Annotated in this window: 12 protein-coding genes; 6 read left to right on the plus strand and 6 right to left on the minus strand. The window is 51.5% G+C overall.

The window, feature by feature from the left end:
• The 3 genes from DZC79_RS04865 to dnaJ are packed head-to-tail and all read left to right on the plus strand — an operon-like array spanning position 1 to position 2151.
• On the plus strand, positions 1-603 hold the full coding sequence (locus DZC79_RS04865) for a nucleotide exchange factor GrpE (RefSeq protein WP_118950527.1): 603 nt from the start codon (positions 1-3) through the stop codon (positions 601-603).
• Positions 604-612: 9 nt separating this feature from the next.
• Positions 613-957, plus strand: a complete 345-nt coding sequence (locus tag DZC79_RS04870; RefSeq protein WP_118950421.1) for a hypothetical protein — start codon at positions 613-615, stop codon at positions 955-957.
• A gap of 36 nt (positions 958-993) precedes the next feature.
• Positions 994-2151, plus strand: a complete 1158-nt coding sequence (gene dnaJ, locus DZC79_RS04875) for a molecular chaperone DnaJ (protein ID WP_118950422.1) — start codon at positions 994-996, stop codon at positions 2149-2151.
• A gap of 167 nt (positions 2152-2318) precedes the next feature.
• On the opposite strand, the gene DZC79_RS04880 is transcribed toward dnaJ, so the two are convergent.
• Positions 2319-2789 (minus strand): hypothetical protein, encoded by a 471-nt coding sequence (locus DZC79_RS04880; RefSeq protein ID WP_232831758.1) that lies wholly within the window; start codon positions 2787-2789, stop codon positions 2319-2321.
• A gap of 286 nt (positions 2790-3075) precedes the next feature.
• Between DZC79_RS04880 and DZC79_RS04885 the strand changes: the two genes are divergently transcribed.
• The 3 genes from DZC79_RS04885 to DZC79_RS04895 all read left to right on the plus strand — a co-directional run bounded on the left by DZC79_RS04885 (position 3076) and on the right by DZC79_RS04895 (position 5588).
• Positions 3076-4026 carry a ribose-phosphate pyrophosphokinase gene (locus tag DZC79_RS04885; protein ID WP_118950424.1) on the plus strand — a complete coding sequence of 317 codons (951 nt, stop codon included), beginning with the start codon at positions 3076-3078 and terminating at the stop codon, positions 4024-4026.
• Positions 4027-4186: 160 nt separating this feature from the next.
• Positions 4187-4768 carry a 50S ribosomal protein L25 gene (locus tag DZC79_RS04890; RefSeq protein ID WP_118950425.1) on the plus strand — a complete coding sequence of 194 codons (582 nt, stop codon included), beginning with the start codon at positions 4187-4189 and terminating at the stop codon, positions 4766-4768.
• A gap of 133 nt (positions 4769-4901) precedes the next feature.
• Complete coding sequence (locus DZC79_RS04895; protein WP_118950426.1) at positions 4902-5588, plus strand: hypothetical protein; 687 nt, start codon at positions 4902-4904, stop codon at positions 5586-5588.
• Between the two features lie 105 nt (positions 5589-5693).
• Here the strand turns inward: DZC79_RS04895 and DZC79_RS04900 are convergent, their stop codons facing one another.
• The 5 genes from DZC79_RS04900 to gap form a co-directional block, all read right to left on the minus strand.
• On the minus strand, positions 5694-8831 hold the full coding sequence (locus DZC79_RS04900) for an efflux RND transporter permease subunit (protein ID WP_118950427.1): 3138 nt from the start codon (positions 8829-8831) through the stop codon (positions 5694-5696).
• A 50-nt stretch (positions 8832-8881) separates the two neighbouring features.
• Positions 8882-9976, minus strand: coding sequence for an efflux RND transporter periplasmic adaptor subunit (locus DZC79_RS04905; protein WP_118950428.1), 1095 nt, complete (start codon positions 9974-9976; stop codon positions 8882-8884).
• 51 nt (positions 9977-10027) lie between these two features.
• Positions 10028-11335, minus strand: a complete 1308-nt coding sequence (locus DZC79_RS04910; protein WP_198666778.1) for a TolC family protein — start codon at positions 11333-11335, stop codon at positions 10028-10030.
• Between the two features lie 109 nt (positions 11336-11444).
• Positions 11445-11813 (minus strand): hypothetical protein, encoded by a 369-nt coding sequence (locus DZC79_RS04915; RefSeq protein WP_157976928.1) that lies wholly within the window; start codon positions 11811-11813, stop codon positions 11445-11447.
• Positions 11814-12088: 275 nt separating this feature from the next.
• Complete coding sequence (gene gap / locus DZC79_RS04920; RefSeq protein WP_118950431.1) at positions 12089-13099, minus strand: type I glyceraldehyde-3-phosphate dehydrogenase; 1011 nt, start codon at positions 13097-13099, stop codon at positions 12089-12091.
• Between the last annotated feature and the right edge of the window lie 177 nt (positions 13100-13276).

Consider the following 13276-nt stretch of genomic DNA (forward strand, 5'->3'; position numbering starts at 1 on the left):
ATGAGTAACAAAGACCAGAAGCTTCAGAATGAGGCCCAAAGCAAGGACGAAACAAACCAGCAAAATATAGAGGACGCTGCCATGAGCTTTAATTCGGATGATAGTTTGGCAGGCACCACACATTTAAATGACGAAATGGCTACTGAGGAAGATGATCGGGTGCGGCAGCTGGAACATGAGCTGAAAGAGTCGAATGATAAATATGTGCGCCTGGTAGCCGAATTCGACAATTTCCGTAAGCGTAATGCGAAAGAGCGTATCGAGCTGATCAAAAATGCCGGAGAAGATGTGATTAAAGCATTGCTTGATGTGCTGGATGATTCAGAGCGTGCGATGAAGCAAATGGAGACCAGCGAAGATCTGAACCAGATCAAAGAAGGTATCTACCTGGTATTCAATAAACTAAAAAACACATTGCAACAAAAAGGCCTGAAGGCGATGGAAAGCAGAGAGCAGGAATTCGATACGGAATTGCACGAAGCGATTACCGAGATTCCTGCGCCTGCGGAAGCGCTGAAAGGTAAAGTGCTGGATGAAGTGCAGAAGGGCTATTATCTGAACGATAAGATCATCCGCCACGCCAAAGTGGTAGTGGGCAAATAACCGGCCCTTATGGAAGCAAAGCCTGCCGATAACCGGCAACTGATCCTGGATTGTCTGAAGCAAAAGAGCACTGCGCCGGGTGTGGATCTGCAAGCCTACCTGCGGTGCAGGAAGGTAAGCGAGCAAAAGATCCCCGAGATCGTGACGGAGACGCTCAGGATAGCGGAAGCGCGGCGGGCGGCTAAAACCAGGATGCAGGAGGGTGGTGTGGTTACGACTATAGGCCTGGGTGGTATCACCTATGCCGCGACAACGGGGAGAGATGGAACAGTGTGGTTGCTGTGGAGTGTGGTAGGCCTGGGCATACTGGCCAATGGCTGGTGGAAGAGACGAAAAACGAAAAAGTTCAATTAAATACATAAATGCTGTTCGGAAAGGGCAGGTAAGTATATGAGCAAGAGAGATTATTACGAAGTGCTGGGCGTCCAGAAGGGAGCGTCGGCTGATGAGATCAAGAAGGCGTACCGTAAAGTGGCCATGCAATACCATCCCGACAGGAATGCGGGAGATGCGGCAGCAGAGGAAAAATTCAAGGAGGCCGCTGAGGCTTATGAAGTGCTGAGCGATGGCAATAAACGGGCCCAATACGACCGTTTCGGTCATGCCGGTATGAGCGGCGCTGCCGGTGGTGGTTTTGGCGGCGGTGGCGGTATGCGCATGGAGGATATCTTTTCCAACTTCGGCGACATCTTCGGTGACGATATGTTCGGCAGCTTTTTTGGCGGAGGCCGCCAAAACGGTGGCCGGAGAGGCTCCAGGGGCTCCAACCTGCGGGTCAAGCTCAAAATGTCCTATGCCGATATCGCCCATGGCGCGACCAAAAAGATCAGGGTCAAAAAGCATGTGCACTGCAGCACCTGTAACGGCTCCGGCGCCAAGGACAAGAACTCGGTACAAACCTGTACGACCTGTCATGGCAGCGGCCAGGTAAGGAGAGTGCAGAGCACCTTCCTGGGCCAGATGCAAACGGTAACTGCCTGCCCGACCTGTAATGGCGAAGGATCGATTGTTACCGCCAAGTGTACGGCCTGTAAAGGCGAAGGCCGCGTCTTTGGCGAAGAGACCATTACGATAGACGTGCCGGCCGGCGTACAGGATGGCATGCAGCTCAGCATGAGCGGCAAGGGTAATGTAGGTGAACGGGGCGGCATGCCGGGCGATCTGCTGATCCTGATCGAAGAAGAAAAGCATCCCGAGCTTACCCGCGATGGGAATGATGTACAATACGTGCTGCCCCTGTCTTTTTATGATGTGATCTTCGGCACGCAGGTAGAAGTGCCGACCATCGACGGAAAGGCTAAGATCAAGATCCCGGCCGGGACCCAGAGCGGTAAGATCTTCCGCCTGAAAGGAAAAGGTTTTCCCGAGATCAACAGCTATGGCAAAGGCGACCAGTTGGTGCAGGTAAAGGTATGGACACCCCAGCAGCTCAGCGACGACGAACGCCGCGCGATGGAGAAGCTGAAGGACTCCGCCAATTTTGAGCCCGGCGAGGAAGCCCGGAAGGAGCGCAGCTTTTTTGAAAAGATAAAAGATGCCTTCAGCTAAGCTGGAAGGTAAAGCATAGAAACATTTACAGGCGCCGTGAGGCGCCTTTTTCATATTCGCCTGGCCAGGAGGTCGCTTTCGCGTCCCGGCCGCAAGTTTGACCACATGTTCCGGCCGCCGGAGCGTGTGCCGGTCGGGATGCGCAGCAGCCTGAACGGCACGTCTTCTTACCCGTGATATGTCTGTAGCGCTGTGTCGTAGTCTTCTTTCAGCTGCTGTCTCGTATATCCGGTTAAGGTGAACAGCAGTTCCTGGTCGCAAATTCCCGGGGTTTCATCGAAGTATTCCTGTAAGGATGAATAAGCCCAATCGTGCCAGCTATGTTTTACGAGCCCTGCCTTCAACGGGTTCTGGTGTATATAATGCATACAGCGTAAGATATCGTTTATATCGATCAGCATTTTTGCTTTGGTCTTTTGCTGAAACAAAGAACCGGTTGTATGGTTTTGGCGATTCATCATTTGTGTATAGCTGCTGAGTAATACACCGAAGTTGTAAGGCAACTGCTGCATATGCTTGCTGCCAAATGCAGACCGGTTCTGACAGCCATGTGGCTGCGCCACGATCATCAGGTGAAAATGATTGGGCATCAGGCACCAGGTCAGTATGGAGCAATCAGGTAAAAGTTGCTTTCTCATTTTCTCCACGAAAAGGAGATAATTGCCTCTTTTGAAGAAAATCGGTTGTTGATTGTTGCCTCGGTTGTAAATATGATATACTTGCCCTGTTTCGAAATGCATTGTGTTTTTATATTATATTTTTGTCTTTTCAAAAAGCATGCCAGAGATAGGACATGCTTTCGCCTGCGTTCAGGTCGTTTCGCGTCCCGGCCGCAAGGCCTGGTTGCGCGTAACAAAAAAATAATCCGGCTGTGCCGAATTCCTGATTTTATTCCTACCTTTGCGCCCTCATTCCACATTCCCAATGCAACCTTCGGTTAAAATCTTTTCCGGCACGAATTCCGAATACTTAGCCAGCAAGATCGCTAATGCTTACGGAGACAAGCTGGGCGACATCAATGTCCAGAAATTCAGTGACGGTGAGTTCCAGCCCGTATTCCAGGAGTCGATCCGCGGCGATTATGTTTTCCTGGTGCAGTCGACCTTTGCGCCTTCCGACAACCTGATGGAATTGCTGATGATGATCGATGCCGCCAAGCGTGCTTCTGCAGGCTATATCACGGCGGTGATCCCTTACTTCGGCTTTGCCCGCCAGGACCGGAAAGACAAACCCCGTGTTTCCATCGCTTCCAAGCTGGTTGCTAACCTGCTGACCACCGCCGGCGCCGACAGGGTAATGACCATGGACCTGCATGCCCCCCAGATCCAGGGATTCTTCGACATTCCTGTGGATCACCTCGACAGCTCTGCTATTTTTATCCCGTATATTGAAAAATTAAATCTGGAAAACCTTACCTTTGCGTCCCCCGACGTAGGCAGCACCAACCGTGTGCGCGAGGTGGCCAGCTATTTCAATGCTGAAATGGTGATCTGCGACAAACACCGCAAGCGTGCCAACGAGATCGCTTCCATGACGGTGATCGGCGATGTGACCAACCGGAACGTTGTGCTGATCGACGATATCTGCGATACTGCTGGTACTTTGTCGAAGTCTGCGGCCATCCTGAAGGAAAGGGGAGCCTTAAGCGTACGCGCTTTCTGTACCCACCCGGTATTGAGCGGCAAGGCTTACGAGAATATTGAAAATTCAGAGCTGGAAAGCATGGTGGTATGCGATACCATTCCGCTGAGGCAGCAGTGCAGCAAGATCGAAGTGCTGAGCACTGCCGAATTGTTTGCTGTAGCGATCAGGAATACATTCGAAAACAAATCGATCCATTCCCTGTTCATCCACAGCCAGAGGAAAAATAAATAAGCGCCTGTATCGTTTTACAGGACCAGATAAATGACTGTTTAAGCAATAAAACCCGGCCGGCTTATGCCGCCAACCTTTACATTTTAAATCAATCACAGCTTAGAGTACAGATGTTCGCCGGGACAACGTTTGGCTTTGGGTAGTAAAAAATCACACAAAAATGAAATCTGTTGTTATCGAAGGACAGCTGAGGACCGACATGGGTAAAAAAGCAGCCCGTGATCTGCGTTCACAAGGACAAGTATTGGGCGTTATCTATGGTGGTAAGGAAGAAGTTCACTTTTCTGCACCCGTTATGGCTTTCCGTGGCCTGGTGTACACCCCCGAGTTCCAGATCGCCGAGATCAAGATCGACGGTAAGTCTTACCGCACCATCCTGAAAGACAAACAATTTGACGTAGTAACCGATGCGCTGAACCACATCGACTTCCTGGAGCTGGTAGAAGGCCGCAAAGTAATTGCCAACCTGCCGCTGAATTTCCATGGGCAGTCTGAAGGTGTAAAAGCCGGTGGCCGCCTGGTGATCAAAATGAAATCATTGAAGGTGCGTACGCTGCCTGAAAACCTGGTAGCTTCCATCGATGTAGATATTACCAACCTGCAGCTGAATGGCAACATCCGTGTTGAAGACGTGAAGCTGGACAACGTGGAGCTGATGAATCCCGCCCGTCAGCCTATCGCTTCTGTTGTGATGACCCGTGCGCTGCGCCAGGCCGAAACAGAAGAAAAGAAAGGTAAATAAGCTTTTGCTTTTTGTTTACGAATGCCGTACCTCCTGGTGCGGCATTTTCTTTTGGTGCATAAGTTAATCCGGCCGCTATTGATATTATTGAGGCTTGCACGGGCGTTAGTATTCCGTATATCCGCTGCTGCCCATGAAAAAGTTTGTCTATGCTCCTCTGCTGTTCCTGTCTATCGCCATTCCGGGGTTTGCCCAGGACCGTGATATCATCTCTACGGAAATACCCCAGGTAACAATCGAGGCCCGTACGGGAAAGAAACAGAAGATGTCTTCCTTTAACCTGCTGCGGTATGGATCGCGTATGGGCAGCATATTGCATTGTACAGAGCAGCTGGGCATCCTGGTGCCGCAGCGTGCCGATTCCGTACTCTACCTGCATTCGGCAGTGATCCCTTTTGAATACATAAAAGAGAAGGCAGCATTTGCCGAAAAAGACAAACCGGAGTATGACTTTTTTCTCCTGCTTCCTTTCCCTTCAGGCGACAGCCTTATCCGGTTGAGCCCGGAGTATACTGTAACAAAAGGCGGCAGCACCTGGTATGGCATGGTGCGCTATCGCCTGGTGCTGGATATTGGTGAACGTTTGCTGTTGAAGGAGCCGGTTCCTTATTTCTATTTTTTCATGAAGCCCCGGTGTCCGGCAGATACTTACGCTAAAGAGATCTTCCGGTTTGTACACCGCTTTCGCTCTAAGCTGACCTATCGATGGGTAATTGATAAGGCCCTGCTGTGGGACCTCCGTGAGCGGGACACCACATTTCTCCGGAACGCCTTCTTCCTGAACTGGCAGCTGAAGCTCGACTACCGCTGCGATCCTTAGCCAATGTGCTTAGCAGGCAATCAAAAAAATGCCACCTCCTGCGAGGTGGCACCTTTCCAACAAAAAATAAAAGAACAGGGCCGGATTGAAAAAAACGCCCATGCACTATTGGCCTACTGCGCCAATCTTTTTGAGCAGCTTACGGTTCTCCCTTTTATGGATAAGGTTGTAAGCCTTATAATACAGCACGGGGAGAATAAGCAGGGTCAGTATCGTTGAGGTAACCAGGCCGCCGATCACGACGATAGCCAGAGGCTTCTGCGTTTCGGAGCCGATACCGGTGCTGATTGCAGCCGGCAGCAAGCCTATTGCGGCCATCAGCGCGGTCATTACCACCGGGCGGGTACGCGAGATCACGCCCTGCTCCAGGGCTTCGTTGATGTGCATCTTCGCTTCCAGGTTCTTCTTGAATACGCTGATCAGGATAACCCCGTTCTGGATGCATACTCCAAAGAGCGCAATGAAGCCGATGCCGGCGCTGATGCTGAAATTCATACCCGTAATATGCAGGGCCAGTATACCGCCTATGAGCGCAAAGGGTACATTCATCAGGGTAAGCACAGCATCTTTGACGTTGCCAAACAGCACGAACAGGATCATGAAGATACCCAGCAGGCATACCGGCACGACATTAGAAAGCGTTTTGGATGCCCGCTGCGCATTCTCAAATTCTCCATTCCAGGTAAGGCTATAGCCTTTAGGCAGCTTTACGTTGGCCTTTACTTTGTCCTGCGCTTCTTTAACCGTACTGCCGAGATCGCGGCCACGTACAGAGAACTTGACGGGAATATAGCGGGAGTTGTTGTCGCGGTAAACAAAGGAGGGGCCGGTCAATACCTTGATCTCGCTGATCTCTTTAATCGGGATCTTGGAACCGTCCTGGGTGGGTACCATCAGCTGCTCGATCTTTTCTTCCGTATTACGGAATTCCTTATCGTAGCGGATGCGGATATCAAACTTACGTTCCCCTTCATAAAGCTGCGTTGCAGCCTTGCCGCCAATCGCCATCTCGATCACAGAATTGGCGTCGGTAATGCTGACGCCGTATAAGGCCATCTTCTGCTGGTTCAGCTCGATACGGAATTCCGGCTGGCCCAGGTTACGCAGCACGCCAAGGTCTTCCACGCCCTGAACCGTGCGCAGCTGGTCCATTACCTGGTTCGCCAGCCCGTTGAGCGTATTGAAATCCTGGCCGAATACTTTTACGGCCAGCGATGCCGGAACGCCGGCAACGGCTTCTTCCACATTGTCGCGTATCGGCTGCGAGTAATTGAACAGGATACCGGGAAACTGGCTCAGCTTTTTGTTCATGTCCTCGACCAGGCTTTCTGTGGTCACGCCCTTGGGCCATTCTTTCTTCTGCTTCAGGTCCACAGCGATCTCTACATTGAAGAAGCCCTTGGGATCGGTACCGTCCACCGTACGGCCCACCTGTGCCAGGGTATGATTGACTTCGGGGTATTTCTCGATAATGTCCATCATCTTGCGGGCCATATCGTTCGACTGTTCCAGGGAGGCGCTCATCGGCAGCTGCGCTTTCACCCACAGGGCGCCCTCGTCAAGGTCGGGCAGGAATTCGGAGCCTAAAAATCTGGAAGAAAGGAAGGTGAGCACCATAAAGGATACCGCGGCGATGAGGCTGAGGCGCTGATGCCGGAATACCCAGCGAAAGGCGCGCCCGATGGTCTTTTCAAAGAAGACGACCAGCACATTGTGCTTCTCCTTTACATTCTTGCGCAGCAATACGCTGGCAAAGGCAGGTACAAAGGTAAGCGTGTAGATGAGCGCACCCAGCAAAGCAAAGCCCAGGGTAAAGGCCAGCGGGGAAAACATCTTACCTTCTACTTTCTGGAAAGCAAAAATGGGGATGAGGCAGGTAATGATGATCAGCTTGGAAAAGAAGATCGCCTTACCCATCTCGGTACCCACCTGCTTGAACAGGCCCAGCTTGGCGAGCTTGTTGAAGCGCTCCATACCCACTTCCCTGGCTTTATGATCGAGGGCCACAAAGATACCCTCGACCATGACGACCGCACCGTCGATAATAATACCGAAGTCTACTGCTCCCATCGATAGCAGGTTGGCCGTCATGCCCCGCATACGCATCAGCATGAATGCAAACAGCAACGCCAGCGGCACGATCAGACTCACGATAAGCGTGGTGCGCCAGTCGGCCATAAAGATGAGTACGATCACCGTTACCAGCACGATCCCTTCAAAGAGGTTGTGCAGCACGGTTTCCGTAGCAAAGTCCATCAGGGTGGTACGGTCGTAGAAGGGCACGATCTTCACATCCTTGGGCAGGATATTTTCGTTCAGGTCCTTTACTTTATCGTGGATACGCGATAGCACTTCGGCAGCGTTCTCTCCCTTGCGCATCACCACGATCCCTTCTACCACATCATCTTCCTTATCGCGGTGCACCTGTCCCAGCCTGGGCTTTTCGGTCTCGACCACATCGGCCAGGTTTTTCACCAGGATCGGTACGCCATTGATCTTGGTGACGATCACATTTTTAATTTCATCCACATTGTTGAGCAGGCCTATACCCCTTACGATAAAGGCCTGGCCGTTACGCTCGATCACATCGCCGCCGACATTGATATTGCTTTTGTTGACAGCATTGTACACATCCAGGGCAGTAAGGCCATAGTGGCTGATGCTGTTGGGATTCACACTGATCTCGTAGATCTTTTCCCCACCGCTGAAGGTGTTCACGTCGGCTACGCCGGGTATGGATTTGAAACGGCGGTCGAGCACCCATTCCTGTATGGTATTGAGCTCGCGGATGCTGCGGGTCTTGCTTTCCAGCGTATAGCGGTATACCTCTCCGGTAGGGCCGTAGGGTGGCTGCACATCGGGCTTGATCCCGTCGGGGAGATCGGCATCGTTGAGGCGGCTGAAGACCTGCTGCCGGGCAAAGGCATCGTCCACATCATCGTCGAAGATGAGGCGTACATAAGACAGGCCGAAAGAGGAAGTAGAACGCAGATTGATCTTTTTCTGCACCGAGTTCATGGCCGTTTCCAGGGGAATGGTCACGAAACGTTCTACCTCTTCGGCGCTGCGTCCCGGCCATTGGGTAATAATGATGATCTGGGTATTGGTCACATCGGGAAAAGTCTCGATAGGCGTATTCCGGTAACTGATAAAACCGATCACCGCCAGCACAGCTGTCAGGAAGAAGACCAGGTACCGGTGCCTCAAAGAGAAATGAATGATTTGCTTTATGATCTTATTCATTGATTGTCGTTTGTGGAAAAACAAAAGCCGCGCCGGTGGCGGCATTGCACCTATTCATTCGTCAGCTGGTTGAAGATCAGGTTCTGGTAAGCCGTAATGAGCTTAGTGCCGGGCTGCACGCCACCGGTAATATAGGTGCGCTCATTGACAGTCTTCAGCACAGTGACCTGGGCGATCTTAATATCGCTTTTGCCATTGTACACCACTACATAGGTTTTGCCATCCTGCGATATCAGCGCTGCCGTTGGCACGCAGACTGCCTTCTGGCCTTCGTCATTGCTGACGATCACCTTGGCAAACATGTCGGGCTTCAGCAGCATGTCTTTATTTTCCAGCACCACTCTTATCCGCATGGTCTTGCTTTGCGGATCCAGCACCTGGCCGGTCTTATCGATCTTGCCGGTATAGGCCTTGTCGGGATAGGCGGCGGGGATTACCCTGGCTTCAAAGCCTTCCCGTACTTTGGCTATGTCCGTTTCATAAACATTGGCGTAGACCCATACGTTTTTCAGATCGGATATGGTGAAGAGATTATCACCCATATCGGGGCGGATAAACGCACCAGTAGCGGTTTTCTTTTCCACTACATAACCATCGATAGGAGAGGCGACCACATACTCGCCGCTGGCACTGGTACGTCCGCCGCCGTTGATGTTGATCGAAGCCTGCACCTTCTCCTTACCGGCCAAAGCTTTCTCATAATTCTGCCTGGCCTCGGTGTATTCCCTTTCGCTGCTGATGCCGTTCTTGTACAATGCTTCCGCGTTGTCCAGCTGCCTTTTGGCAATGGATACATCGGCTTTGGCGCTGCTAAGGTCGCTGTAATTGCCGGCTACGTCGGCGCTGCGGATCACCGCCAGCACCTGGCCTTTGCTTACCTTATCGCCAACCGATACGCGGGTATCGGTTACCTGTCCGCTGCTGCGGGGAAAGATGCGTACCAGGTTGTTTTCGTTGAAACTGACTTCGCCGCTCAGGGACAGCTCGTCGCTGATGTTGCAGTACGACACGGTATCAATCCGGATCAGGTGCTGCATAGAATCGCTGAGGGTAAAGGGCTTCGCTGCTTCTTTCTGCTCCTGCTTTTCCTTGCAGGAAGCCAGTGTGATCAGGGCAATGAGGGTGACTGCTATTGAAGATTTCATATTCTTGAATTGATTTTTGTTCGGATGCGCGGCTGGTTCAGGGCCATTGCATTAAAAGATATCGGCGCCCAGCTGCAGGTTCAGCTCTTCTCTGGCCAGCTGGCTATCCAGCTGCAGCTGCAGCTGTTTGGTGCGGACCTCTTCGTAATCGTTGAAATAGTCGATGAATTCGAGCAGGCTGATCTGCCTTTGCCGGAAGCTTTCTGCAATGTTTTCCTGCAGCTTTTTATAATCGGCATAGAAGTCCTGCCGGGCGCTGGTTTGCAGCTGCCTTGTGTACAGGTATTTCCGGTAAGCGCCGGTCACATCATTCTGCAGCCGTACATCGGCCTGCGACAGGTTGGTCTCTTCCTGCTTCACCTGCCAGCGGGCGGCTTTGATATTGCCGCGGTTGCCGTTCAGCATCGGCAAGGGCAGGGATAAGCCGAGGCCTACATAGTGCGGTGTATAGTTACTGTTATGGTCGTAGCTGGGACCTACCGTAACATCGGGCACAGCCAGCGCTTTCTGGAATGCAAGGTTTTGGCGCTGGTACTGCACCTGTAGCTGCTCCAGCTGGTAGGTGGCATTGTTTTGCTTGGCCGTGTCTACCAGCGCAGGTATGCTGATGGTGGGAAAGGTATTTTCATCCGCTTCGGCTACAGGCAATATCACCGTATCGTCCGTGATCTGCAGCAGGGTTTTCAGCTCCGACTGGCTGTCTTCGATCTGCTTCAGGTTATCGGCCATCTGCTGCTTCAGGCTGATCTGCAGGGCTTGCACGCGCAGCAGGTCTTTACGGGCGATATTGCCCGCATTGAATTGCGCGGTCATGCCTTCCAGCAGCTTATCCAGCTGGGTATCCTGCTCGGCATAAAGGTCCTGCACCGATCGCAGCTGTACCAGGGTATAGAAATCGCTGCGCAGCTGGAATTTCAGGTGCTGCATCAGCTCGGTGAATTGCCATTGGCTGATGTCCACGCCGGTTTGTGCCATGCTGATCTGCTTGCCGCGCTTGCCGGCGGTCTTGATCAGCTGCTGCACCTGGATAAAGAACTGTCCCTTGGGCGTGCCGTCGGGATTGTTGCCGTGCTCAAACCATTTGTGGTTGGAATACACATTCTGATCCGTAGTCAGGGTAGGGTCGTCCCAAAGCCGTGCCTGCTGCACCAGGGCTTTGCTGGCTTCGATGTTGTAGTGCCGGGCCAGCAGCTCCAGGTTCTTTTCCAGGAAAAGTCTTTCGGTTTGCTTCAGGGTCAGGGAAAGCGTGCCGGCTGCAGTTTGTGCGCCTGCCGGCAGAGTGCGCAGCAGGGAAGTCAGGCCCAGCGTAATGCACAGGACCAAGCCCCATCCGCGAACGGAATGTTTGAGGACAATCATAAAGAAAGAAAATAGATGAAAACATGATCCCTGCAAGGGGAACGGTGGGCAATGGCGGTTACAGCACATCGCAGCGCATAGCATAGCTATGCGTTAAAAGAAAACGGAATTACGCGGGAGGATGGTTAATCTCTTTCCAGAACAGGTAAGAGTAATTGTTGCAGAAGCGGGGAAGCTCTGCAGCGGTATTGTCGTTGAGGTAAAGGATGCGTTCGGGCACCTTGGCAAAGCGATCCTGGTGGAACATCTTGAAGGTGATGTTGTGCTTCAGCTCTCCTGATTGTTTATCGTTCTTATGTTTCGGTTCGGGGAAGGCGTTTTGAAAGCCGGCCACATCTTCCACCATCAGCTCGGCGAAGGAGTCGATGGGATTGACATCCTTCAGCTGGCTCTTTGCGGAGCAAAAGCAATTGCTGCAATAAAAGTTCGTATTGTAAATACTGAGGTTCAGTATCTGCAAGGCCAGGATAACCAGCATGAACTTTCTGAAGTATAGACGGACGAAGGGCATTAGCGTTTCAAACGAAGAATCGTTTCAAATATTGTACACAAAAGTAATTGCTATTTGAATGAAATAAAATGTGCAAACATTAAATAACGAATAATTTACCAAAGGCTTTATGTGTAAATAGCCTGTCTGCCTAGAGGGAAGAACATGGTGCCGTATGCCAAAGCTATTACCAGCACAAGAGGTCTGTATACGAAAATGCCTCCGCTAAGGGAGGCATTTAAATAGTATTACTGCTGACCGGCTTATTTGATCAGGCCGGCAAAGTATTTTACGGTACGCACGAGCTGGGAAACATAGCTCATTTCATTGTCGTACCAGCTAACGGTCTTCACCAGCTGAGCGTCGCCTACAGTAACCACTTTGGTTTGTGTAGCATCGAACAGGGAACCGAAAGTGGTACCGATGATATCGCTGGATACGATCTCATCTTCATTGTAGCCGAAAGATTCATTGGCAGCAGCTTTCATTGCAGCATTCACTTCTTCGGCGGTTACTTTTTTACCCAGGATGGTAGTCAGCTCGGTGAGGGAACCGGTTACGGTGGGTACGCGTTGTGCGCCGCCGTCCAGCTTACCTTTCAGGTCGGGCAGCACCAGGCCGATCGCTTTGGCAGCGCCGGTTGAGTTGGGAACGATGTTCTCGGCAGCAGCGCGGGCGCGGCGCAGATCACCTTTGGCATGAGGCGCGTCCAGGGTGTTCTGATCGTTGGTGTAGGCATGCACAGTCGTCATCTGGCCCGCTTTGATCTCAAACTGCTCGTGCAATACCTTAGCCATAGGCGCCAGGCAGTTGGTGGTGCAGGAAGCGCAGCTGATGATGGTTTCAGAGCCATCGAGGATATCGTGGTTTACATTGAACACTACGGTTTTCAGATCGCCGGTAGCAGGAGCAGAGATCACTACGCGCTTGGCGCCGGCAGCAATGTGCGCTTTGGCCTTTTCAGCGTCGGTGAAGAAGCCGGTGCATTCCAGCACTACGTCCACTTCATGCTGTCCCCAGGGAATCTGGGAAGGATCTTTCTGAGCGTATATTTTAATTTCGTGACCATTAACGGTGATAGCATTGGCGGAGTGGCTTACTTCCTGCCCGAAACGGCCCTGGGCAGTATCGTACTTCAGCAGGTGCGCCAGCACTTTCGGCTCAGTAAGATCGTTGATGGCAACGACATCAATTCCTTCCATATTGTAGATCTGACGGAAGGCGAGGCGGCCGATACGCCCGAAACCATTAATAGCAACTTTAACTTTACTCATTTTTTATTGTGGATTTTTACTGTGTTAAAAAAATCGCTGCAAAGGTAAATGCAAGCGCAGTATTTTCCAATTAAAGTAGATAGGTATATAAAGGCAAAGTGATTTTTGGGAAAATTTTCTGTGATTTTTTGGAAATGTAAAAAAGAGTATTACCTTTGCCATCCCAAAGCAATCAAC

The sequence above is a fragment of the Taibaiella helva genome (genome assembly GCF_003545695.1).
Lineage (GTDB): Bacteria > Bacteroidota > Bacteroidia > Chitinophagales > Chitinophagaceae > Taibaiella > Taibaiella helva.